This window comes from Puia sp. P3, assembly GCF_050632245.1.
Classification (GTDB): Bacteria; Bacteroidota; Bacteroidia; order Chitinophagales; family Chitinophagaceae; genus Puia.
Map to the genome: position 1 here is coordinate 1,701,411 of NZ_CP192583.1, position 19,421 is coordinate 1,720,831.

The following is a 19,421-nucleotide window of genomic DNA, read 5'->3' on the forward strand; positions in this document are numbered from 1 at the left end:
CATGACGGTGAGGGTCAGCTATAACGACGGCTTAAGCTGGCCTTATCAGAAATTATTGTATGAAGGGCCTTCGGCCTATTCCTGTCTGACGGTGCTGCCGGATGGAAACCTGGCCTGTCTTTATGAGGCGGGATACCAGCGGCCTTACGAGGGAATTATACTGGAAGAGATCGCTATCGATAATATAAAATGATGCTTACACCTAAGACCCTAAAGGGGAACTGGGGCACTTTATTGCTGCCTGTCAACAGTGATGACAGGATTGACTATGGCCGGCTTTCGGAGGAGATCGGTCAACTGGCCGGCGCCGGGCTGGATGGTATTTATTCGAATGGAACCGCCGGCGAATTCCACAACCAGACGGAAACGGAATTCGACATGGTGCAGGAGATCATGGCCGAGCGGTGCCGGGTTGCCGGCATGCCTTTTCAAATAGGCGCCGGTCATCCGAGCCCGGTCATTTCGCTGAATAGGGTGAGGCGTTGTGTTGCCTTGTCGCCGGACGCCTTTCAGGTGATCCTTCCGGACTGGGTGGTTGCCTCTTCGGAAGAGCAGGTCGACTTTCTTGCGCGGATCGCTGAGGCGGCGGGCGGCATTCCGCTGGTGCTGTACAATCCGCCGCACGCCAAACAGGTGCTGGGGCCGGCGGACTTGCTGAGGCTTCGGACCGCTATTCCATCGCTGATCGGTGTAAAGCTGGCTTCCGGCGATGCGAGGTGGTTTGCGGAGATGCGTTCGCTGAATCTGGATATGTCGGTGTTTGTTCCAGGGCATTTGCTGGCGACCGGTGTTCGTGAGCGGGTGGCTTCCGGCGCTTATTCCAATGTCGCCTGTCTTAGTCCGAAGGGGTCGCAGGCGTGGTGGAGGCAGATGGGTGCCGATCCGGATGGGGCGCTGCGGGTGCAGGAGCGGATATTGCAGTTCTTTGCTACCTGTATCGTGCCGTTGAAGAATGCGGGCTATTCGAATCCGGCGTTGGATAAATTTCTGGCAGCAGTGGGAGGGTGGGGGAATGTGGGGAACGAGGCTGCGCTGGCCGTATAGCTGGATCGATGAAAAGGAAGTCGTGGGGGCCCGGGTTGTCGCGAGGAAATTCTTACCGGAATTCTTTTAAAAATTGTCTATATGAAAATCAGGGTTCTGTTGTTCTTTTTATTGCTGGGTTCGGTGGGTGTTCGGGCGGAGGTTGAGCTGCCGTCCGTGATATCGGATAGTATGGTGTTGCAGCAGAAGTCGGAAGTCGCGTTATGGGGATGGGCGAAGAAGGGTGTAAAGGTGACGGTCGTTACTTCATGGAATAACAGATCGTATAGCGCGGTTGCCGGATTGAACGGTGGCTGGCGGGTGATGGTTGGTACGCCAGCGGCCGGAGGGCCTTATAGCGTTGCTTTCGATGATGGTAAAAAGAAGGTGCTTCACGATGTTTTGATCGGAGAAGTATGGATATGTTCGGGGCAATCCAATATGGAGATGCCGGTAAAAGGTTTTGGCAATCAGCCTGTGCTTCATTCCGCCGAGCTGCTGATGGATTCGCGTAATCCGCAGATCCGTCTTTTTCGTCTCGAAAGGGCGATGACGAGAAAGCCGGAGGTCAACTGCAAGGCTACTTCATGGGAAGAAGCCGGGCCAATGAGCGTCAGGGATTTCAGCGCGGTAGGCTATCAGTATGCGAAGATCCTGCAGGAGCGACTGAAGGTGCCGGTGGGAATGATCATGAGCACCTGGGGAGGCACGGTCGTCGAGGCCTGGATGGACAGGCATAGTCTGGAAGCCTTTCCGGACATCAGGGTTCTGACGGATGGGGATACGACGAAGATCAACAAGAATGAGCCGGCGGTCCTTTTTAATGCGATGGTCAACCCGTTGGTAGGATATGGGATAAAAGGGGTGATCTGGTATCAGGGGGAGCAGAACAGGCCGAATCCGCAGGTCTATGACCGTCTGTTGGCGGGTATGGTAAAGGAGTGGCGGGATTTGTGGAAGAGGGGTGACTGGCCGTTTTATTATGTACAGATCGCGCCCTTTATTTACAACGACAAGCTGGGACCGGCGGCGCCACTGCGGGAAGCGCAGCAGCGGGCTTTGGCGCTGATACCCCGGTCGGGTATGGTGGTCAGTATGGATGCGGGGGAGGAGAGGACGATACATCCGGCCAATAAGACGGTGATCAGTCAGCGGCTGGCGGCCTGGGCGCTGGCGGATGCGTATGGATGGGAGGGGTGCCGTATATGAGTCCGGTCTATAAGGGGATGAAGGTCGCGGGGGATACGGTCACGGTTAGTTTTGATAATTCTGTCAATGGCCTGACGTCGTGGGGAAGCCGATGGAGGATTTTGAGGTGGCGGGTGAAGACAGACGGTTTTATCGGGCTACGGCGCGTATCGTTGCGAAGGGGGTGCAGTTGGTGTCGGACAGTGTGCCGGTGCCGGTGGCTGTGAGGTATGGGTATAAGAACTGGGTTGTTGGCGATCTATATAATACTGAAGGGCTGCCCGCTGCCCCTTTCAGGACGGATAATTGGTGAGTTGACAAAAGCTGGGCAGCCCTGCCGGACTTAGTGACTATAGCGGTCGTTTCGCCAGGGGTAGGCGGTACTGGAGTATCCTCTTTCTTCCCAGAAGCCCAACTTATTTTTTGAGAGAAATTCTATCCGGCTGATCCATTTTGATCCCTTCCAGGCATATAGCTGTGGTGTGATCATGCGGACGGGGCCACCGTGTTCTTTTGGCAGGGGTTTGCCTTCGAAGGTATGTACGAGGAGCACGTCTGGTTTGAGTGCTTCTTCCATCGAGACATTGGTGGTGTAGTCGTCGTAGCCGTGACACAGCAGGTGAGTGGCCGTGTCTTTTGGCTGGACGAGGGCTGCGAGGTCGAGCAGACGGACGCCTTTCCAGTTCATATCCAATTTGGACCAGGTCGTGACGCAGTGGAAGTCGGAGGTGTCGTCGGTTTGTGGGAGGGCCAGAAAGTCTTCCCAGTCGAGGGTAATGGGGTGTTCGACTTCGCCGTCGATGGTAAGACGCCAGTCTTTTAGTGCGATATCGGGTTGTATTCCCAGGTCGAGCACGGGCCACTTGGTTGTGACGATCTGTCCGATGGGGACGAGCGGCATGCCGTGGCGGTTGGGGCGGCCTGAGCCCATGGGACGGTCGTCCGCTACGGAAGGGGTTTGTTTTATTTTTCTTCGAAGCGGGCCTTTAGCTTCATGCGGGCTTCGACAACGCGGTTGAGTTTTTCTGATCCGTCCATAAGCTGGAATTGTCCACGAATTTAGCCAAAAATTTCGATGAGCAGGACGGCCGTAAGGGCTCCGGCGAGGGTATTGAGGAAGTTGACGGAATTGTTGGTTATGAGGCCTTTTCGTTCAAAGAGGGCGCCGAGGAGGGAGTCGGCGAGGTTGCCGATGGTGCCGGCGAGGATGATGATCCAGTAGTGATGGTGTGCTATGAGCGCGATGGTGGCCGAGCCGGCGACGCCGATCGATGTCCCTTCTATACTGATGACTCCGTCCTGTCCTTTTTGGTCGGGTTTCCAGGTTAAGATATTGAAACATCTTTTGCCGTAGACCATTCCGAGTTCGGAGGAGAGGGTGTCGGCCATGGCGGAGGATATGCTACCGGAGAGGGCTAGTTGAAAAAGAGGTTTGTGGGAGGGGAAGAGGATGGCCCCCAGGCCGGCGAGGGCTGCCACGCCTGCGTTGGCGAAGACCTGACCGGTGGTTCGACGGGACTGGTGGTCTGCGTTGGCGTGTACGGATTGTTTATGGCGTTTGCCCCAGGTGGTAGCGGCGGTGCCGAGAATGAAAAAGGCGGCCAGCATACCGATGCCTTGCAGGTCGCCTCCTTTGTAGATGATCCAGCCGAGGATGGCGCCGGCGATGGCGGCCTGGGGTGTCAGCTTTTTTAGGGCGGCGCTCGCGATGGCGCCTGTCAGTATGATGGTGAGGGTGATCCAGTCGCCGGGACTATTTGGGAACATAGGGCCCTCCTGTTTCGCCCCAGCCCCAGCGGGGCATCGGCTCTGTCTCGCCGACGGGGTTCTCCGTCTGTTGTGAATTGATGACGGCGATGCGGCTACCCCATTCCAGGTAGCCCAGCAGGGAAGAGCGGAATTCGGGGTCGTCGGGAATGCCGATCTCGTCGGCGGTTGTCAGGAGTAATTGTATCCAGCGCTGGCGCTGATGCTCGTCGAGCATTTTGCCGATATGGTGCGCGATCATGATGGCATGGCTCCCTTTGTCCTCGGCAGTATATTGCGCCGGGCCGCCGAATACTTCGCCCACGAAATGGGCTACGTGCCGGGGATGGTCCTGGGACATGGTCCGGAATACCGGGCCAAGGATTTCGTCCTGAAGGACCTTGTCATAGAAGAGGCGGAAAAGGCGCTGGAGAGTCTCGTCGCCGCCCGTCCATTCGTACAGAGTCGGAATATTTTTTTCCATAGTGTATATTTTTAGAATAGTGCTTTTTGCATTTGTCCGTCGTCGTTGCCAAGTGCGGGGAGGTCGGCGTAGGTGAAGGGGGCGCATTTCGGTTGACCGTCGGGGCGTGGCGTCCGTCCGCGGATGCTGTACACGGCATCGGCGACCAGCTGCCCGGAGGGCATCTCATATGCGAGGATACGGGCGATGGCTTCGTCGCTGAGGTCGGGCTGGAGCCATTCCAGCTCTGTCTCCTTTGGGAGGAAGAGGGGCATGCGGAACGCGTTGTCACCGCTGTTGTGTATCTGGCGCATGACGGGATTGGCCGCACGCGTGATCAGGGTAAACATTCCCCGCATTTCTCCCGTCTCGGGGTCGGACGGGGTTTTTGTATTATAGTGATAGAGACCGGGAATGCAGAACATCGGCCGGTCTTTCAGCGCGATATGGTAGGGAACTTTGTTCTTCCATCCTTTGATCTCGCGGTGCTCGTAGATGCCGGTGACGGGGATGAGACAGCGGGTCCTGCGGATACGGTGCCAGAACGAGCGTGTGTCTTCGAGGATCTTTTCGCTGCGGGCGTTGACCATCGACCTGCGCATGGCCTTGACCTTTTCGGGGGTATCCATGTATTCGGCGATGATCCCCCATTCGAAATATTTTCTGTGGTAGCGGCCATTTTCGAAGATGATCACGGGGTAGCGGCTATGGCCCGGGGCCATGAAGTGGATGCCCATGTCCAGGTCGAAAGGGATATCACCGTCGTGGATAAGGTCGGGGAAGTAGTCATCGATCAGTTGTAAGGCCGAGTAGTAAGAGATGTCGAGGCACATATTAGTATTTTTCTATCAGGTCAAATGGTATGGTATCGTCCTGTCCGTCGTAGGTGAATTTAAGAAAAAATTGTCCGAACTCTTCGAAGAGGCCGATCTCAATCTTTTCCCCGGCTTTCTGCGGTATCCATGCGGAGTGCTGCGTACGGATATAGTTTCTCATCTTCTGCTGGTAGTCGCCGGGAGGCGTCCATTCCACGCCTTTTCTTGCGGCGTAGAAAACTCTGTATCCGGTGGGTTGACGGGCGGCGATCGACAGTCTTTCCAGGTGTGCGCTAATGCTGGCGTCGTAGAGGAAGGCGTTCCTGTCCTTTTCGATGGCCTTGAGATGCTGGAGGGCGGTAGACTCTTCGTCGGCGGGGTAAGAACGGATCATGAAGGCTGCGCTGATGCCTGCCGTCATTCCCCGGGCATAGGTTTGCCGGACGAACCAGCGTTTGCCTTTCCTGAGCTCGTCCTCCAGAAGGCCGGTGGACAATAAAGGCAGCGGGTTGTACATAGGGCGTAAGGTACGGAAAAAGCCGTCTCGTACGAGACGGCTTTTGGTTCAGGCTGTGGTCATGGTTGAGCGGCTCCGGATGCCGACTTTTTCGACGATTGCCCGCAGGAGTATTGTTGTTGGTCAGGGCGTGGGTGGTCGGTCCCTCTTCTACTGCAGTGTTGACGAGTTCGCTGGCGGGAAATATGCCGTACTTGAAACTAAACCGGGTTTTGCCGGGGTACATGGTGAAATCTTGTGGAAACAAAAGTAGGTAATACTAAATATTTTAGTTTGCAGAGTGCTAATATTTTTAGTAATTTTGAGGGTTGGAATGTTTTTGTGAACCGCGACAGATTATTGCCAGGCAAGGTTCGGAGACGGAACGAGGTGATAAAAAAGTCAAAACAGCTGTAACCAGGTCGGCAAGTGGAATTTTCATTTTCTTTTGCTCTATGATAAAGCGAGACGAGCGATATACTATTGTCAGGACCATGTATGAGGCTGGTCATGTCGCTTCGTTCAACGACATCTTCAAATACATACCGAAGACCGTCGTTGCAAACGATCTGGGGAAGAAGTGGACCGGTTCAACAAATTAATGGAGAAGGTCGAAAGGTTTACGCTCGAGGAGATTTATATGCTTGGTAATTTTTTGGGACTTACGGAGGAGCAGATCTATGACCTTGTGCGGGCCGAGTATGTGAATAGCAAAGGGAAGATCAAAAAAACGAAAAAGTCCTGACAGCGTGATCCAGGAGAGATTTAATCAGACCATTGACCTTGTCCGGAACACGGGGCAGGGGTTTTCTTTTCTTAAGAGCCTGCCGGCTGTCTGCCGGTCGGGGGTAGTTGTTTTTTCATTTTTTAGTAGGCCGTCGAGGGGGAATAGTCAGCGGAATGTCCTGGCGGGGTATGAGTTGAGGGCTGAGTTGGCGGGGCGTGGGGGCGGTCCGGCGGTGGGGTTTGCGGCATTGCTGGAGGGGTTGAGGAAAACGGTTTGTAGTCATATCTGTGTTTCGGTATTCATAACGGAGGCGGGGACCTTTAGCATTTTCTCGGATTTTGACAGGGAAGAGCTGATCGGGGCGCTGTATGAGCCTGGCGCGCCGGCGGAGGCTCCTGTATTCGGTCATCTCTTTAGGAACGGGGAGTTGTCGCCGGGGAAGAGACCGAGATGACGAGTTTGCCTTTTGCGGTTCTGTTCTCCATGGCGGTATAAGCGCCGTCAATTGTCTTCATCGTATATTCTGTTGGGTCCAGTAATGGTGTCAGTAGTCCGGCTTCGGCGAGTGTGGCTGCCGCCATTAGTATTTCGCCGTGGTGTGCGCGGCCGCGGCCTGTGATCAGGGGGAGCAGGGTAAACACGCCCGAGTAGGATGCGCCGCGGAAGGAGAGGGGGGCGAGGTTGTGAGTGCCCCAGCCGAGGATGCTGACGACGTGGCCCTCGTATACTTTGACTGCTTTGAAAGAATCGTCGAGCGTGGTTCCGCCGAGGGTGTCGTAGACGATATCGAATCCTTCGCCGCCGGTGCAGGCGCTTACGTAATCTTCCACCGGGAATTGGGTATAGTCGATAGGGGTGGCTCCGAGTTTTTCGGCCAGCGCGTGCTGGGACGGTTTTACCGTGGTGAAGACTTCCGCTCCTTTCGCCCTGGCCAGCTGTATGGCGATATGGCCGACGCCGCCTGCGCCACCGTGCACCAGTACTTTTTGCCTGGCCCTACACCGGCTCTGTCCACCAGTCCTTCCCAGGCGGTAATGAAGATGAGGGGTAGCGCGGCGGCTTGCCGCATGGTCAGGCTGGCGGGTTTTTGGCGAGCAGGGCGGCGTCTACCGCGGCGTATTCGGCCAGAGAGCCCTGTATGCCTGCTATGCCGCCGGTCATGCCAAAGACTTCGTCGCCGGGGGCGAATGTCGCTACCCCTTCCCCGTTGCTACTACTACGCCGGCCATGTCGATACCAGGTATGGCTGGTAGTGTGACTCTTGCGTGGGCAGCCTGGCCGGCTGCTATCTTCAGGTCCAGCGGATTGACTCCGCTGGCCATTATTTTGACCAGTACTTCTCCTTTCCCGGGCTGGGGCTGAGGGATGTCTGTTAGTTCGTATGGTGCGTTGAATGTTTTTAGGACGAGTGCTTTCATGTTCTTATGTTTCATTGCAAAGGTCTGCTATGCCGGGGTGCCGGGTGTTGTACTTTTTCGGCATTTTGGTGTAAGATTTTACCTGTAAAATTTTTGGTTGAATGTTTGGAAGGATGGATTTTGGTTATTTACTTTGTAATTCAAAGTGCTTTTTTATGGCAAGTAAAGAGTTGAAAACGATCCGGAGATGGATTATGTTTTTCATCCTGGCGCTCGTATTGAGTGGGGTGACGGCTTTTGGGCTGGAGACGGAGTTGGGGTGGTTGCTGGGTCATTGGCCGGGAGGAGGCATTGGGTTACGTGGCTGGGTGAAGGAAGTATATGCCGCATTGAGAGAGACCAATGTCCGGTGGCCCTATCTGGCTTATGGCTATGACTGGCTGGCATTTGCGCATCTGGTCATTGCGGTGGCGTTTATTGGTCCTCTGGTGGACCCGGTAAGGAACAAATGGGTCATTCTATTTGGGATGATCGCCTGCGTTATGGTATTTCCGCTGGCATTTATAGCGGGAGCGGCCAGGGGTATTCCTATCTATTGGAGGCTGATCGATTGTTCGTTCGGGGTTATCGGGTTAGTGCCGCTGGGTATCTGTTATCGCAGGATCGGGATGCTGGAAAAAATGATGACGGTTTAAACAAAGTAAGATTGACGTTTTAAACAAAGCTGTTTGTGTTAGTCCATTTTAGTTTTGTGCTATCAAACAATTCAAAATGGAATATATGAACAACAATGGAACGACACAAAAGCCGCTTGGATCGGGCTTTTCGGCGGCATCGTCCGCGGCAGATGTGATCAAAGGGATAGACCTCAATGGGAAAGTCGCGGTTGTGACCGGAGGATACGCGGGTATTGGACTGGAGACTGTAAAAACGCTGGTGGGGGCAGGCGCGGAAGTCTGGGTGCCGGCGAGGGATGTGGCGAAGGCGCAAAAAGTCTGGAGCATGTAGCGGGTGTGTCGGTCAGACCGATGGACCTGATGGCGCCGGATTCGATCGATGCATTTGCGGGCGAATTCCTGGCTACGGGAAAGCCGCTGCACCTGCTCATCAATAACGCAGGGATCATGTGGGTACCGTTGAGACGGGATAGCCGGGGTAATGAGTCGCAGCTTTCGACCAATCATCTGGGGCATTTTCAGCTGACGGCGCGGTTGTGGCCGGCGCTTAAACTGGCCGGAGGAGCGAGAGTGGTAACGGTGTCTTCCTACGGGCACCATATTACGCCATTCGACTATGAAGACCCGAATTTTGAGCGAAGGGCGTATGAGACGCTGCAGGGTTATGGCCATTCGAAGACCGCCAATAATTTATTCGCGGTGGAGTTGGATCGGCGCGCTGCCGTCTATGGCGTGAGGGCCTATTCGCTGCACCCGGGTTCGGTGAACGGAACGGATCTTGGCCGGGAGGCGTCTTTGGAGCTATTTATACAAATGGGGATGTGCGATGGTGATGGAAAGCTTTTACCCGATCTTGAAAGTAAGCTGAAGACTGTTGCGCAGGGCGCCGCTACGTCCGTCTGGTGTGCGACGAGTCCAATGCTGAACAATATTGGGGGTGTATACTGTGAGAATTGCGATGTTGCGGAGCTGGACCTGGGGGATATCGAACATCGGTATGACGAGCCCTCGACGCTTCGCGGCGTGAAACCGTATTCGATCGAACCCGCCAATGCGAGGCGGCTTTGGGAGTTGACCGAAGAAATGACTAATATTGAGTTTCCGGTTAACTAGGATGGATTTTCAGACCAACTATATTACCCCCGATATCAAGCTCTCGGAGTACAGAGGCGAGCTATACAAGGCGGAAGCAGCTTTTGACGACCATATTTTGGTGTGGCTGATAGCTGGGGAGACCAGGATCATTCAGGGGAGGCGAGTTACAAGCTGGGGGCCGGCAGTATATTTCTGATACCGAGGAATCATGTTGCCAGTTTTCTCAATTATTCCGGTGAGGGCCGATTGCATAAATCCGTGACGATGCATCTGACGGTGCCGATGCTGGAGCGATTCTATGCTTCGCATCCTCCGGTGGCGGCGGTGCCGGTGCCGGTAAGGGTAATGGATCTCGGGAAGCATCCGCTGCTGGAAAGCTGTCTGTCTTCGCTGATACCTTATTTTGATGTACAAGGAGCTTTCCCGGCGAATATTGCGGAGTTAAAACTGGTCGAGGCGGTGAGTATACTGAGGCTTGTCGAGCCTGCCGTTGACGGCATCCTGGCGAATTTTGAAGAACCGGGTAAGATAGACCTGGCCGCGTTTATGGAAAAGAACTATATGTCCAATCTGCCGATGGAGCGTTTTGGATATCTCACGGGGCGTAGTCTGTCAACGTTTCAGCGGGACTTTAAACGGATCTTCCATACGACACCGCAGCGGTGGCTGACGAGAAAGAGGCTGGAGCTGGCGCACTACAAGCTGGAGGAGAAAAAGGAGCGGCCGGTCGATGTGTTCCTGGACGTTGGATTTGAAGACTTGTCGCATTTTTCATATGCGTTCAAGAAATGTTTTGGGTATTCTCCGGCGGAGTTGGCGGAGAGGGCGAGGACTTAAAGAAAAAGATAACCTTTACGCGCAATATTAGCTGGAGCGGCTGAGATAATTTCGGCCCCTCACTCCCCGAATCATATACCATCGCCAACAACAAGCTGGTTGCGGGTGACCCTAATGAAAAGAACTGGCCCACCAGCTATGGCAGCAGGGGCAAGGGGGCGGTTGGCAATACGAGCAGGAACAAGATCTATATCTGGGACCAGACCAGTCAGAATAACGTTAGTTTCCGTACTTGACCGCTTCACGAGTTTTCCGTCCAATATCGACCTCAACGAGGTCAACCCCGGCAGGACAAGGCTTGCTGCCATGGCCCGGGGGTTGAATCTCTCGGAAATCGATCGGGCTCCTGACGAGCTTATGAATGCCATGCTCTGGAAGGCAGTCAAAGGCGAGGGAGTCAGAGTGCCGGCGCCGGTGCGGGCTGCGTTCGTGAATGCGGGGAAGAAAGACGAAGATGACTAATCTTCTTCCAGTAGTAATAGGAAAGTATTCCTGGTACGATCCATAAGATCAGGGTAAGCATCAGTGGATCGAATTTGGGGGCCGATGCGAAGCAGGAATAGACTGCGCCTGAGAGATCGAAGAACAATCCGGCATAGGCCCATTCTTTCACTCCTTTTCTGAGGTTCGGGATCAGGATGGCGATTACGCCGAGGACTTTGGCAATGCTGATGAACTGAATGAAATAGACCGGAAAGCCCATTCCGTCGTGCATGACCTTGATGGTATCAGGGGTAGGCTGCAGGCCACCGACAGAGGCGAACAGCATGAGCAGTGAAAAAAGGACGGTGAAGGTCCAGTAGAGAATGTTGATTGTTTTTGGTTTCATGTTTTATTATTTTTTGTTGTAAAGCTGATCATCCAGTTGATACCGTATTTGTCAGAGAACTCGCCGAAATAGGCGCCGAAGAACATATCCTGTAGTGGCATGGTGATATTGCCGCCGTCGGACAGTTCGTTGAAGATGCGGGTCGCCTCGTCTCTCGTCGGAGGCTCGACGCAGATGTGCATATTATTACCCTGTACCAGCGTAAAGCCCATTTCTTTTGGCGCGTCCGTCCCCATCAGAATATGGTTGCCGGTGATCGGCAGCTCGACGTGCAATACCATTTTCTTGATGACGTCGTCGATCGGAGGGTGGTTGGCGTCGGCCGGCAGGTCGCCAAAATGCTGAATACCCTTGCCCGAAAACTCTGTCTTAAAAACGGACCGGTAAAACATGAACGCTTCCTTTGTGTTGCCTGGGAAGTTGAGGTAAGAGCAGACGCGGGCGGTATTGTCGGGTCTGAGCTCACTTTTGATCTGGAAGCGGGCTGCGAAGTACTGGTCGAGATTTGCGAGCGCCATCGTAAATCCTTCTTTAAACCCGAGTTCGATGATCTTTTCGAGGTCGGCGAGGCTATTGTATTTTATTGTGATGTTTACCGTGGTGGTCTCCCCGCTGGCCGGCGCGAACGCGACGTTCCATAGTGATCTCGGGAAAGCGGTATTGACGGCTCCCTGCTCGTCGCAAAAGGCGTCCAGTCCTGAAAAGTTGCTTTTGGATTCGATCTTTTTGTAGTCGGCCCTGCACCAGTGGACGATACCCTCGGGGAGATCATCGCGTAGAGCCAGAATCCGCCTTCGCGAAAGTCCATGGATTTTGTTCTGGTCTGATAGGGTTTTGGCGCCCACCACAGATCCAGCAGTTCGGGTTTGGTCCAGGCGTCCCAGACCAGGTCGAGGTCGGCCGCGAACTCCCGTTGAACGTCGATAGTGTTCTTTTCCTTGTTGACAGTGAAATCAAATTGCAGGCGAGGATTCATTTTCTGTTGTTTTTTATCGTGGATAATACGTTGTCCAGCTGGCTGAATCGGGTCTCCCAGATCTTTCTGAACTGGTCGAGCCATTTGTCGATGTCTTTCATTTTTTCTATTTGTAGTTGGTAATAGATTTCCCTGCCCTGCTGCGATTTTGTCAGCAGCTCGCATTCGGACAGGATACGGAGGTGTTTTGAAATTGACTGCCGGGTCGAATCAAAATGTTCGGCAATGGCATTAGGGGTCATGGCCTGCAGGGCGATCAGCGCGATGATTGCTCTTCTGGTGGGGTCTGCGATGGCCTGAAATACGTCTCGTCTCATGAGTTCAAGTTTAAAATAAGAAGCCGTTCGGTTGCAAATATACGCGCAGCCAATCGGTTTCGCAAATTTTTTTATTTGGGGTTATCTGGCCTTATAAAATTGGAGGGTGTCGTCGATGAATGAGGGTCAGCGGGCCGTTCATTCGCGGGAAGAGTGAATAAATTTCACGATTTCTTCGATATCAGGCAGGTAGTTATCCGTGGTATTGATCGTCAGAGTCGGAACAGGAATATCAGGAGCTGAGTATGCCTCTATCAGGGATTCGCCGGGCTTTTTGGTGAGCTCAGACTGGTCGCCATGGAATCGCGCCCGGTCGTTGTCCGAGCTGATCCTGTGGGTAAATCTGCTCATTGCGAGTTGGGGCGGTATTTCGCATATAAGGATTCGTACGTCGGCAATGGTCTTGTATTGGACGAGTTTTGGATGCCAGAGTTTGTGCTGGAAAGCGGCCTCTGCGATTACCGAGATATTTTTCGAAAGCAGCAATTCTATGGTTTGGAAGAAAGTTTCGTAGACGTGGATTGCGGCGCCGGGGTCTAGTTCGTTGTGGTGCGAGCGTAGCGTATTGAGATATCCCTCCTTGAAATCGTCCCTGGAAATTAGCGGGCATCTGATCTTTTTTGAAAGGAGATGGGCCAGGGTTGTCTTTTCCCGAAGCGGGTCTGCCGGTCACTATGGTCAATAATGGTAATGTCAAGGTACCGTTTGGTTCAAAAATAGAACTTAATTTCGCATAAATATTCTTTTATGAAGGGGGTAAAACATCCTGGATCAGAGTTGCCCGTTCTGTCCAAGGCCACACGGGAGCAGGAGAGAAGGATATTGCTCGACCTCGGGAACGATATAACGGTGTCCGGGAGAAGAAGGATCTGCTGGTACTTTTTACGAAGCGGATCAAGGGCTTGTTTTACTTTACCCATACGATAGTCACGCTGATCGACCATAACGGCAGTTCCTTCCCTTTATATAGTGACGGATTTCACTATTTCACTGAATATCGTGATAGTTTGGCAGCGTTTTTTCCTTATTCTATTGATTTTTAGCTATTTGAGTTTTTGGCATTTCCCTGGACAGCATGAATATGAAAACAAAAACTTCAAGTATGAAAAATCGTAGTCATTGGAGGCACCGGCCTCATCGGAACAAAAGTAGTAGCCAAACTTCGTCAGTTGGGGCATCAGGTCATTGCCGCGTCTCCGAACACGGGTATCAACACGCTTACGGGCGAGGGATTGGCCGAGGCGCTGACCGATGCGGACGTCGTGGTTGACCTTGCCAATTCTCCGTCCTTCGAAGATCAGGCTGTCATGCAGTTCTTTCAGACGGCGGGTCACAATCTGCTGACAGCGGAGATCAATGCCGGTGTAAAGCATCACGTTGCGCTTTCGATCGTCGGTGTCGATCTTATGCAGGACAGCGGCTATATGCGAGCCAAGCTGGTCCAGGAAGACCTGATCCGGAAATCGGGTGTGCCTTATACCATCGTCCGTAGTACACAGTTCCTCGAATTTATCAAGGGGATCGCGGATCAGGCCACGGAGGGAAATATCGTACATATATCGAATGTGGAGTTTCAGCCCATTGCCGCCGAGAATGTAGCCACATTTGTGACTGAAGCGGCGGTAAAGTCTCCCGTCAATGGAATAGTGGAGATCGCCGGTCCGGACCGTATGCCCCTGCCTGAATTTGTCGACCGGTTTTTGAAGGCTACGAATGACCCGCGGAAGATCGTGCCTAACGAACACGGTCAATATTATGGCGCCCAGATCGGAAATACTTCACTGGTGCCGGCTGGTCAGGCGAAACTGGGAGCTATTGGATTCGAGGCGTGGCTGAGTGGCCAGCTGCAGCATGCCTAGGGGCCGGGTTTGACTTTCACCATTAAATCGAAGACCATGCATTTTTCCTTCTTATATCCCAGAAAAAATGAGCAGCAGGAAGAACATCCGCTGGTTACGCTTCACGAGACCGCCGACAGAAACACCAATGAGGGGGGCGAATTTCTTGACGACGCTCTCCGTATGGAAGACATGGTGCTGACGCCGACCGAGCTAAGCATTGCGGCCGGGAGCCCTGAGAAATTGTTGTAGTGTCGCCACTTTAAAACTTCATTATTATGAGAACTTGTGCGTCGCTTGCCGAGGCCATGGCTGACCTGAGGGACAAAGGTTATGAAGAAGACTTCGACGTCGAAGCGTTTGGGCTCTATTCCGGCGATGATCAGGACATGGAGGAAGACCCGCAGGACTTCCGTATCGATGAGGTCATCCTGATCGGAGAGTGCTCGGGGCCGGATGACAACACGGTCGTATATGCCGTCACGTATTGTACGGGAGTGAAAGGTATCGCGATAGGTAAACACGAAGCAGATTCGTCGTTGCCCCGATAGTCTGTTTTTGTATGACCGTCGTAATGGATATTACGCCCCCGTCATTATTGGCGGGGGTTATTTTTGTTTGTGGAGCCAGTAGGTGACGGCCGCGTCGTGAATGACCAGTTGCTGTCCTTCGTCGTTAAATTCAAAGAAGAAGCCGAACCTCGTATTTCGAAATTCGTGGTCAGACAGGGCTTCGAGGGTAAACTGCTGTCCTTTGGTCTCAAGGGCCAGATTATTATTGGTGCAGGTGGTGGTAACCTGCAGACCGTTGTCGCCCGCATAGGTGCCGGTCAATGGCTGCAGCTGGTCCCGTTGTAGTGTTACGGGAATGAACCGGGGTATTGTCGCCTGTTCGCTGAAGCATATTTTGAAGACCAGGTTCAGGATCTTGTCCTTGGGGTATACTTCTCCATTGGTACAATAGGCGATCGCCAGATCGTTTTCGGGATAGTACTGAAGGGAGGACGCAAACCCCTCTGTTTTGCCATTGTGGCCGTATCCGGAGTGCGCGCTGTCACCGAATGGGAACATCCCCCAGCCATAGCCGTCCTTTTCTATCCGGGTCATGCGGGCGAGGCTGGCCTTGCCAATGAGTTTGCCGGTGAAAATGGCCTTGATGAATTTACACATATCCTGCGTCGTGGAGATCATGGCGCCAGCCCCGCCGAAATTGTCGAGGTACACTGCTTTTTCCTCCTGCCAGTGGTTGTCGAAATATTTAAAGGAGGGTGTTTCTTTGTTCTGAAAACCGGCGTGGTCACCGTAGTATGTATTTGGGAGGTCCAGCTCATGGATGATCCTTTCGTATACGAGGTCTTTGTATGGCTCGTGGTAAATCTTTTCGAGGATATAGCCGAGGAGCAGGAAATTGGAATTGTTATAGTCCGCTTTTGCGCCTGGCAGGAAGTCTGGCGGCTGGTTTTTGATAAAGGTCAGCAGTTGTTCGTGGGTATGCGGTTGTTCTTTCCATGCGTCGAAGTTGGTGGCGGTGGCAGTGAAATTAGCGAGTCCGCTGCGGTGGCCGAGCATATCGGCGATAGTGATCCTGCCGGCGTTCGGGAGATCGGGGAAGAATTTGCTCAGGGTATCGTCGAGGGATAATTTCTTTTCATCGACCAACTGGTAGGTCATCACGGCTGTAAATAGTTTGGTAATCGATCCGAGGCGATAAGCCGGGGGCTGCTCTTTGCCGAAGGATCTCTGGTAGACGGCATGTCCCTTTTGGGAGATCGTGATGCTGCCGATGGCGAGGTTTTGGGCGGTCAGATTGTCGAACAGGCTATCGAGTTTTATCTTGTCAATGTTCTGCGGGAAGCTGTTAATTGAGAGTAGGGTGAGAACGAAAGCCAGTGAGAATTTCATGTAATAAGGGGGTTTTAAGAAGAATACATCGTGGAAAGAAATGGTACGGCATCCGGGAAGACCTGAAGATAATCGCCGACAAGATCGAGGTTGAACTTGGAGGGACCGACCGTCGGGCTTGAATTCCGGAGGCCGGTTGGTTAGGTATGACGGTCTAGCTGGAGTGGTCGTGGAGGATCTTCCAACCCTCTTTTGTGCTGATCATGACGAGGGAGTAGCGGCCGGAGCGTTCCGGCAGGTTGTTGCCGGACAGGGTGAATTTACCGGTCAGCAGGGCGTAGTTCTCTCCCAGAAGGGTTACTTTCAATTCATCGTACTGCAGGTGCTGTTTTGGCATTTTTCCGTTGAAATAGTGGTTTTGGTAGAGGTCCCGGATCGAGCCGAGTCCGACTGGTCCGGTGGGCATCATCATGGTGGATGTGGTGGTATACATCTTCATGAAGTTGTCCAGGTCGCCATTGTTCCAGTCATTTTCCGAATTTTTCATGGCGGTAATGATCGCGGTCTCCTTTGGGCCGGCGGGTGCTTGTGCACTGAGGTTAGTGTTTAGGAGAGAAAACAGGGCGATAAAAAGGGTGGTTATTTTGGCGGCCATATGGTGTGGATGTTTTTGGTCCTTCTAATTTAGGGGATTCACTTGAAATCGAACATATTCAGTATCAAATGCGGACAATTTGAATAATAGTACATTGTGTAAGTGATTGTTTGATATTGGGTTGTACTCTGGCATTTCTTTGGGGGTATGGTTGGGGCTTAATCAAACCAGTCAGACATGTTTAGAAACTATTTAAAGGTCGCTTTCAGGAATATTGTCCGGCACAGGGCTTTTTCGGCCATCAATATTTCGGGGCTGGCGATTGGCATGGCCTGCAGCATATTCATTTTGCTGTGGGTGCAGAATGAGTTGAGTTATGACAAATTTCACAAGAATGCCGGTTCGATCTACCGGGTTTCTGCAGGCGGCGAGAGAAATTCGGGGCCCATGCTTCCTGAACTGAAGGCAAAGATTCCGGCGGTAAAGAACTATGTCCGGTTGAGTCAGCCAACCACGACCGTTTTTGCGACTGGCGCAAAGCGGTTTGAAGAAAAGGCTGTCTTTTATGCCGATTCTACTTTGCTACAGGTGTTCTCGTTTCCCCTGGTAAACGGGAATGCGGAGTCTGCGTTGGCGCGACCCGATGCTGTATTGATCACGGAGGATATGGCAAAGAAATATTTTGGCAGTGAGGACGTGGTGGGGAGAGGTCTTAAAAAGGGATAACAAGGACAACCTGGTCGTTACCGGTGTACTCAGGAATATTCCGGCAAACTCTCATTTACAGTTTGATTTCATCATGCCGATGTCCGCCATCGAGCAGACGGACTGGCGTTTGAAGGACAAGATCTGGGCCAGTTATGATTTCTATGATTATATACAACTCGATGAACATATCAGAGCCACGCCGACAGCCTTAGCCGGGATCGCGAAGCAGATCGATAATATATTTGGCGAGCATGTCAAAGAGAATCCACCCACGATGGGGCTGGAGCCTTTGGCTGATATCCACCTGCGTCTGCATTACCGGTCTAATTTGCCGGGGCAGGGGAATATCGGGTATGTAAATATATTTTTCATCGTTGCGTTGTTCATTCTGGCGGTTGCCTGTATCAATTTTATGAATCTGGCCACGGCGAGGTCCGCGCGCCGGGCGAAAGAGGTGGGGTTGCGGAAGGTAGTGGGGGCGGGTCGCATGCAATTGATCGGTCAGTTCCTCGGCGAGTCCTTGTTCATTTCGTTTATTGCGCTGCTGATCGCGGTCGTTATTGTATGGTTGTTGCTCCCCGTCTTTAATGACCTGGCGGGCAAGCAACTTTCACTACAGTTACTGGATGGAAAATTAATAGCGTTGTTGCTGGGCATAGCCTTGTTTACAGGGATTTTCTCCGGTAGTTATCCGGCGTTATTCCTGTCCGGATTCAGGCCGGTGAAAGTGCTGAAGGGAAATATGAAAATGATGGGGGTAGTCTTTATTTCCGGAATGGACTGGTCGTACTGCAGTTTGTCGTTTCGATCGTATTACTCGCGGGCACGGCCGTCGTGTACAGGCAGTTGAATTATATCAGGAACCGGGATCTGGGGTTTAACAAGTCGAATCTGCTGTATATGCCGATGGCCGGTGAGTTGGGAGACCGGCAGCGGGCACTGAAAGCGGAACTCGAAAGTAACCCCCTTACCGCAAACTTTACTACTATCACAGACCCGATATCCAATTTATCCAGCAACACCTCCAGTGTAGAATGGGAAGGGAAGACCGAGGCAGACAAGAAACTTTGGTTTTCAAAGGCCTGGGTGACCGATCGTTTTTTCGATGTCCTGCAGATGAAGATGGCGAGCGGAAGAGCCTTGTCAACGACCGGGTTTGCCGACTCCGGCAACTATGTGATCAATGAAAAGGCGGCGAAGGTCATGGGGATGACCCCGGTAAGCGCGGTCGGCAAACCACTGACATTTAATGGCGAAAAAGGGATCATAGTAGGAGTGGTAAAAGATTTTAACTATCAGCCGGCGCAGCAGGCCATCGAGCCAATGGTACTTGCATTCAATCATTGGAACGGAGGAATTGTCTTGCTGAGGACGCAGCGCGGAAAGACGGAAGCCACTATTCATGCACTGGAGAAAATAAACAAAGAGCTCAATCCCGCCTATCCTTTTTCCTACGGTTTTGTCGACCAGGACATCAATAGTTTGTACAGCGGCGAGCGGCAAATGGGCAGTCTTTTTAATGTTTTTGCGATCATAGCCATTTTTATTTCCTGTATGGGTTTGTACGGCCTGTCAGCATTTATGGCTGAGCAGCGAACCAGGGAAATAGGCGTAAGAAAGGTGCTGGGGGCATCGGTATTCAATTTGGTGTATTTGTTGTCTACGGGGTTTACAAAGCTGATATTGATCGCCGTTGTCATTGCGATCCCCATCGCCTGGTTTGTTATGAATAAGTGGCTCAGCAGTTTCGCTTATCGGGTGGATATCGGCTGGGTTGTTTTTTTGCTCGCTTCGCTGGGGGCGTTGGCGATAGCCTGGATAACGGTGAGTTATGAGTCTTTTAAAGCGGCAATCCTCAATCCAGTAAAGAGTCTGAAATCCGAGTAGGTTTT

General features: G+C 52.6%; 32 protein-coding genes. 18 read left to right on the forward strand and 14 right to left on the reverse strand.

Features of this window, described 5'->3' with window-relative positions; translation table 11 throughout:
* Position 1 precedes the first annotated feature (1 nt).
* The 4 genes from ACQ86N_RS10215 to ACQ86N_RS10230 all read left to right on the forward strand — a co-directional run bounded on the left by ACQ86N_RS10215 (position 2) and on the right by ACQ86N_RS10230 (position 2,524).
* Positions 2-193, forward strand: a complete 192-nt coding sequence (locus tag ACQ86N_RS10215; protein WP_431215060.1) for a hypothetical protein — start codon at positions 2-4, stop codon at positions 191-193.
* Positions 190-1,044 (forward strand): dihydrodipicolinate synthase family protein, encoded by an 855-nt coding sequence (locus ACQ86N_RS10220; protein WP_431215061.1) that lies wholly within the window; start codon positions 190-192, stop codon positions 1,042-1,044. Before ACQ86N_RS10215 ends, ACQ86N_RS10220 begins: the two co-directional genes overlap by 4 nt.
* 81 nt (positions 1,045-1,125) lie before the next feature.
* A complete protein-coding gene (locus ACQ86N_RS10225; protein WP_431215062.1) occupies positions 1,126-2,232 on the forward strand; it encodes a sialate O-acetylesterase in 1,107 nt (368 codons plus the stop codon).
* Between the two features lie 91 nt (positions 2,233-2,323).
* Positions 2,324-2,524 (forward strand): hypothetical protein, encoded by a 201-nt coding sequence (locus ACQ86N_RS10230; RefSeq protein ID WP_431215063.1) that lies wholly within the window; start codon positions 2,324-2,326, stop codon positions 2,522-2,524.
* A 30-nt stretch (positions 2,525-2,554) separates the two neighbouring features.
* Here the strand turns inward: ACQ86N_RS10230 and ACQ86N_RS10235 are convergent, their stop codons facing one another.
* The 5 genes from ACQ86N_RS10235 to ACQ86N_RS10255 all read right to left on the reverse strand — a co-directional run bounded on the left by ACQ86N_RS10235 (position 2,555) and on the right by ACQ86N_RS10255 (position 5,752).
* On the reverse strand, positions 2,555-3,142 hold the full coding sequence (locus tag ACQ86N_RS10235) for a sulfite oxidase-like oxidoreductase (RefSeq protein ID WP_431215064.1): 588 nt from the start codon (positions 3,140-3,142) through the stop codon (positions 2,555-2,557).
* A 128-nt stretch (positions 3,143-3,270) separates the two neighbouring features.
* On the reverse strand, positions 3,271-3,978 hold the full coding sequence (locus ACQ86N_RS10240) for a DUF92 domain-containing protein (RefSeq protein WP_431215065.1): 708 nt from the start codon (positions 3,976-3,978) through the stop codon (positions 3,271-3,273).
* On the reverse strand, positions 3,965-4,441 hold the full coding sequence (locus ACQ86N_RS10245; RefSeq protein ID WP_431215066.1) for a group II truncated hemoglobin: 477 nt from the start codon (positions 4,439-4,441) through the stop codon (positions 3,965-3,967). The genes ACQ86N_RS10240 and ACQ86N_RS10245 overlap by 14 nt, the downstream gene beginning before the upstream one ends.
* Before the next feature lie 11 nt (positions 4,442-4,452).
* Positions 4,453-5,253, reverse strand: coding sequence for an SOS response-associated peptidase (locus ACQ86N_RS10250; RefSeq protein ID WP_431215067.1), 801 nt, complete (start codon positions 5,251-5,253; stop codon positions 4,453-4,455).
* A 1-nt stretch (position 5,254) separates the two neighbouring features.
* Positions 5,255-5,752: a hypothetical protein gene (locus tag ACQ86N_RS10255; protein ID WP_431215068.1), complete on the reverse strand. Its 498-nt coding sequence runs from the start codon at positions 5,750-5,752 to the stop codon at positions 5,255-5,257.
* Positions 5,753-6,186: 434 nt separating this feature from the next.
* On the opposite strand from ACQ86N_RS10255, the gene ACQ86N_RS10260 reads away from it, so the two are divergent.
* Genes ACQ86N_RS10260 through ACQ86N_RS10270 form a run of 3 tightly spaced genes read left to right on the forward strand, consistent with a single transcriptional unit; the run spans position 6,187 to position 6,912 of the window.
* Positions 6,187-6,333 carry a hypothetical protein gene (locus ACQ86N_RS10260; RefSeq protein ID WP_431215069.1) on the forward strand — a complete coding sequence of 49 codons (147 nt, stop codon included), beginning with the start codon at positions 6,187-6,189 and terminating at the stop codon, positions 6,331-6,333.
* Positions 6,312-6,476 (forward strand): hypothetical protein, encoded by a 165-nt coding sequence (locus ACQ86N_RS10265; RefSeq protein WP_431215070.1) that lies wholly within the window; start codon positions 6,312-6,314, stop codon positions 6,474-6,476. Before ACQ86N_RS10260 ends, ACQ86N_RS10265 begins: the two co-directional genes overlap by 22 nt.
* A 4-nt stretch (positions 6,477-6,480) precedes the next feature.
* Positions 6,481-6,912, forward strand: a complete 432-nt coding sequence (locus tag ACQ86N_RS10270) for a hypothetical protein (RefSeq protein WP_431215071.1) — start codon at positions 6,481-6,483, stop codon at positions 6,910-6,912.
* Here ACQ86N_RS10270 and ACQ86N_RS10275 read toward each other — a convergent pair.
* Positions 6,872-7,435 (reverse strand): zinc-binding dehydrogenase, encoded by a 564-nt coding sequence (locus tag ACQ86N_RS10275; protein WP_431215072.1) that lies wholly within the window; start codon positions 7,433-7,435, stop codon positions 6,872-6,874. The two genes, ACQ86N_RS10270 and ACQ86N_RS10275, sit on opposite strands and share 41 nt — an antisense overlap.
* A gap of 216 nt (positions 7,436-7,651) precedes the next feature.
* A complete protein-coding gene (locus ACQ86N_RS10280) occupies positions 7,652-7,876 on the reverse strand; it encodes an alcohol dehydrogenase catalytic domain-containing protein (RefSeq protein WP_431215073.1) in 225 nt (74 codons plus the stop codon).
* A gap of 194 nt (positions 7,877-8,070) precedes the next feature.
* Here ACQ86N_RS10280 and ACQ86N_RS10285 point away from each other — a divergent pair, with 194 nt between their 5' ends.
* The 5 genes from ACQ86N_RS10285 to ACQ86N_RS10305 all read left to right on the forward strand — a co-directional run bounded on the left by ACQ86N_RS10285 (position 8,071) and on the right by ACQ86N_RS10305 (position 10,425).
* A complete protein-coding gene (locus ACQ86N_RS10285) occupies positions 8,071-8,511 on the forward strand; it encodes a hypothetical protein (protein WP_431215074.1) in 441 nt (146 codons plus the stop codon).
* Between the two features lie 85 nt (positions 8,512-8,596).
* Positions 8,597-8,824: an SDR family NAD(P)-dependent oxidoreductase gene (locus ACQ86N_RS10290; RefSeq protein ID WP_431215075.1), complete on the forward strand. Its 228-nt coding sequence runs from the start codon at positions 8,597-8,599 to the stop codon at positions 8,822-8,824.
* Positions 8,825-8,829: 5 nt separating this feature from the next.
* Positions 8,830-9,606: an SDR family NAD(P)-dependent oxidoreductase gene (locus ACQ86N_RS10295; RefSeq protein ID WP_431215076.1), complete on the forward strand. Its 777-nt coding sequence runs from the start codon at positions 8,830-8,832 to the stop codon at positions 9,604-9,606.
* Position 9,607: 1 nt separating this feature from the next.
* The gene (locus tag ACQ86N_RS10300) at positions 9,608-9,784 is read left to right on the forward strand and encodes a hypothetical protein (RefSeq protein WP_431218069.1); all 177 of its coding nucleotides are present in this window, start codon (positions 9,608-9,610) and stop codon (positions 9,782-9,784) included.
* Positions 9,709-10,425 (forward strand): helix-turn-helix domain-containing protein, encoded by a 717-nt coding sequence (locus tag ACQ86N_RS10305; protein ID WP_431215077.1) that lies wholly within the window; start codon positions 9,709-9,711, stop codon positions 10,423-10,425. Before ACQ86N_RS10300 ends, ACQ86N_RS10305 begins: the two co-directional genes overlap by 76 nt.
* A 397-nt stretch (positions 10,426-10,822) precedes the next feature.
* Here the strand turns inward: ACQ86N_RS10305 and ACQ86N_RS10310 are convergent, their stop codons facing one another.
* The 5 genes from ACQ86N_RS10310 to ACQ86N_RS10330 form a co-directional block, all read right to left on the reverse strand.
* Positions 10,823-11,254 (reverse strand): DoxX family protein, encoded by a 432-nt coding sequence (locus ACQ86N_RS10310; RefSeq protein WP_431215078.1) that lies wholly within the window; start codon positions 11,252-11,254, stop codon positions 10,823-10,825.
* Complete coding sequence (locus ACQ86N_RS10315) at positions 11,251-11,772, reverse strand: VOC family protein (RefSeq protein WP_431215079.1); 522 nt, start codon at positions 11,770-11,772, stop codon at positions 11,251-11,253. Before ACQ86N_RS10315 ends, ACQ86N_RS10310 begins: the two co-directional genes overlap by 4 nt.
* A 74-nt stretch (positions 11,773-11,846) precedes the next feature.
* Positions 11,847-12,314, reverse strand: coding sequence for an SRPBCC family protein (locus tag ACQ86N_RS10320; protein WP_431215080.1), 468 nt, complete (start codon positions 12,312-12,314; stop codon positions 11,847-11,849).
* On the reverse strand, positions 12,227-12,547 hold the full coding sequence (locus ACQ86N_RS10325; protein WP_431215081.1) for an ArsR/SmtB family transcription factor: 321 nt from the start codon (positions 12,545-12,547) through the stop codon (positions 12,227-12,229). The genes ACQ86N_RS10320 and ACQ86N_RS10325 overlap by 88 nt, the downstream gene beginning before the upstream one ends.
* Before the next feature lie 138 nt (positions 12,548-12,685).
* Positions 12,686-13,033 carry a hypothetical protein gene (locus ACQ86N_RS10330; RefSeq protein WP_431215082.1) on the reverse strand — a complete coding sequence of 116 codons (348 nt, stop codon included), beginning with the start codon at positions 13,031-13,033 and terminating at the stop codon, positions 12,686-12,688.
* Between the two features lie 632 nt (positions 13,034-13,665).
* Between ACQ86N_RS10330 and ACQ86N_RS10335 the strand changes: the two genes are divergently transcribed.
* Genes ACQ86N_RS10335 through ACQ86N_RS10345 form a run of 3 tightly spaced genes read left to right on the forward strand, consistent with a single transcriptional unit; the run spans position 13,666 to position 14,936 of the window.
* Positions 13,666-14,406, forward strand: coding sequence for an SDR family oxidoreductase (locus ACQ86N_RS10335; protein ID WP_431217349.1), 741 nt, complete (start codon positions 13,666-13,668; stop codon positions 14,404-14,406).
* A 36-nt stretch (positions 14,407-14,442) separates the two neighbouring features.
* Entirely contained in the window at positions 14,443-14,637 is a 195-nt protein-coding gene (locus tag ACQ86N_RS10340; protein WP_431215083.1) for a hypothetical protein, read from the forward strand.
* 26 nt (positions 14,638-14,663) lie between these two features.
* Positions 14,664-14,936: a hypothetical protein gene (locus tag ACQ86N_RS10345; protein ID WP_431215084.1), complete on the forward strand. Its 273-nt coding sequence runs from the start codon at positions 14,664-14,666 to the stop codon at positions 14,934-14,936.
* Between the two features lie 57 nt (positions 14,937-14,993).
* Here ACQ86N_RS10345 and ACQ86N_RS10350 read toward each other — a convergent pair whose 3' ends face one another.
* The gene (locus ACQ86N_RS10350; RefSeq protein ID WP_431215085.1) at positions 14,994-16,286 is read right to left on the reverse strand and encodes a serine hydrolase domain-containing protein; all 1,293 of its coding nucleotides are present in this window, start codon (positions 16,284-16,286) and stop codon (positions 14,994-14,996) included.
* Positions 16,287-16,440: 154 nt separating this feature from the next.
* Positions 16,441-16,881 carry a DUF4440 domain-containing protein gene (locus ACQ86N_RS10355; protein WP_431215086.1) on the reverse strand — a complete coding sequence of 147 codons (441 nt, stop codon included), beginning with the start codon at positions 16,879-16,881 and terminating at the stop codon, positions 16,441-16,443.
* Between the two features lie 177 nt (positions 16,882-17,058).
* Between ACQ86N_RS10355 and ACQ86N_RS10360 the strand changes: the two genes are divergently transcribed.
* The 3 genes from ACQ86N_RS10360 to ACQ86N_RS10370 are packed head-to-tail and all read left to right on the forward strand — an operon-like array spanning position 17,059 to position 19,416.
* Positions 17,059-17,547: an ABC transporter permease gene (locus ACQ86N_RS10360; protein WP_431215087.1), complete on the forward strand. Its 489-nt coding sequence runs from the start codon at positions 17,059-17,061 to the stop codon at positions 17,545-17,547.
* Positions 17,510-18,379 carry an ABC transporter permease gene (locus ACQ86N_RS10365; protein ID WP_431215088.1) on the forward strand — a complete coding sequence of 290 codons (870 nt, stop codon included), beginning with the start codon at positions 17,510-17,512 and terminating at the stop codon, positions 18,377-18,379. The genes ACQ86N_RS10360 and ACQ86N_RS10365 overlap by 38 nt, the downstream gene beginning before the upstream one ends.
* Positions 18,376-19,416, forward strand: coding sequence for an ABC transporter permease (locus tag ACQ86N_RS10370; protein WP_431215089.1), 1,041 nt, complete (start codon positions 18,376-18,378; stop codon positions 19,414-19,416). Before ACQ86N_RS10365 ends, ACQ86N_RS10370 begins: the two co-directional genes overlap by 4 nt.
* Positions 19,417-19,421: the final 5 nt, after the last annotated feature.

Excerpts from the sequence above, each read along its gene's own strand:
- ACQ86N_RS10215 (WP_431215060.1), top strand. The coding sequence starts at position 2 with ATGACGGTGAGGGTCAGCTATAACGACGGCTTAAGCTGGCCTTATCAG.
- ACQ86N_RS10220 (WP_431215061.1), top strand. The coding sequence starts at position 190 with ATGATGCTTACACCTAAGACCCTAAAGGGGAACTGGGGCACTTTATTG.
- ACQ86N_RS10225 (WP_431215062.1), top strand. The coding sequence starts at position 1,126 with ATGAAAATCAGGGTTCTGTTGTTCTTTTTATTGCTGGGTTCGGTGGGT.
- ACQ86N_RS10230 (WP_431215063.1), top strand. The coding sequence starts at position 2,324 with ATGGAGGATTTTGAGGTGGCGGGTGAAGACAGACGGTTTTATCGGGCT.
- ACQ86N_RS10235 (WP_431215064.1), bottom strand. The coding sequence starts at position 3,142 with ATGGGCTCAGGCCGCCCCAACCGCCACGGCATGCCGCTCGTCCCCATC.
- ACQ86N_RS10240 (WP_431215065.1), bottom strand. The coding sequence starts at position 3,978 with ATGTTCCCAAATAGTCCCGGCGACTGGATCACCCTCACCATCATACTG.
- ACQ86N_RS10245 (WP_431215066.1), bottom strand. The coding sequence starts at position 4,441 with ATGGAAAAAAATATTCCGACTCTGTACGAATGGACGGGCGGCGACGAG.
- ACQ86N_RS10250 (WP_431215067.1), bottom strand. The coding sequence starts at position 5,253 with ATGTGCCTCGACATCTCTTACTACTCGGCCTTACAACTGATCGATGAC.
- ACQ86N_RS10255 (WP_431215068.1), bottom strand. The coding sequence starts at position 5,752 with ATGTACAACCCGCTGCCTTTATTGTCCACCGGCCTTCTGGAGGACGAG.
- ACQ86N_RS10260 (WP_431215069.1), top strand. The coding sequence starts at position 6,187 with ATGATAAAGCGAGACGAGCGATATACTATTGTCAGGACCATGTATGAG.
- ACQ86N_RS10280 (WP_431215073.1), bottom strand. The coding sequence starts at position 7,876 with ATGAAAGCACTCGTCCTAAAAACATTCAACGCACCATACGAACTAACA.
- ACQ86N_RS10285 (WP_431215074.1), top strand. The coding sequence starts at position 8,071 with ATGTTTTTCATCCTGGCGCTCGTATTGAGTGGGGTGACGGCTTTTGGG.
- ACQ86N_RS10290 (WP_431215075.1), top strand. The coding sequence starts at position 8,597 with ATGAACAACAATGGAACGACACAAAAGCCGCTTGGATCGGGCTTTTCG.
- ACQ86N_RS10300 (WP_431218069.1), top strand. The coding sequence starts at position 9,608 with ATGGATTTTCAGACCAACTATATTACCCCCGATATCAAGCTCTCGGAG.
- ACQ86N_RS10310 (WP_431215078.1), bottom strand. The coding sequence starts at position 11,254 with ATGAAACCAAAAACAATCAACATTCTCTACTGGACCTTCACCGTCCTT.
- ACQ86N_RS10315 (WP_431215079.1), bottom strand. The coding sequence starts at position 11,772 with ATGGCGCTCGCAAATCTCGACCAGTACTTCGCAGCCCGCTTCCAGATC.
- ACQ86N_RS10320 (WP_431215080.1), bottom strand. The coding sequence starts at position 12,314 with ATGGCTCGACCAGTTCAGAAAGATCTGGGAGACCCGATTCAGCCAGCT.
- ACQ86N_RS10325 (WP_431215081.1), bottom strand. The coding sequence starts at position 12,547 with ATGAGACGAGACGTATTTCAGGCCATCGCAGACCCCACCAGAAGAGCA.
- ACQ86N_RS10340 (WP_431215083.1), top strand. The coding sequence starts at position 14,443 with ATGCATTTTTCCTTCTTATATCCCAGAAAAAATGAGCAGCAGGAAGAA.
- ACQ86N_RS10345 (WP_431215084.1), top strand. The coding sequence starts at position 14,664 with ATGAGAACTTGTGCGTCGCTTGCCGAGGCCATGGCTGACCTGAGGGAC.
- ACQ86N_RS10350 (WP_431215085.1), bottom strand. The coding sequence starts at position 16,286 with ATGAAATTCTCACTGGCTTTCGTTCTCACCCTACTCTCAATTAACAGC.
- ACQ86N_RS10355 (WP_431215086.1), bottom strand. The coding sequence starts at position 16,881 with ATGGCCGCCAAAATAACCACCCTTTTTATCGCCCTGTTTTCTCTCCTA.
- ACQ86N_RS10360 (WP_431215087.1), top strand. The coding sequence starts at position 17,059 with ATGTTTAGAAACTATTTAAAGGTCGCTTTCAGGAATATTGTCCGGCAC.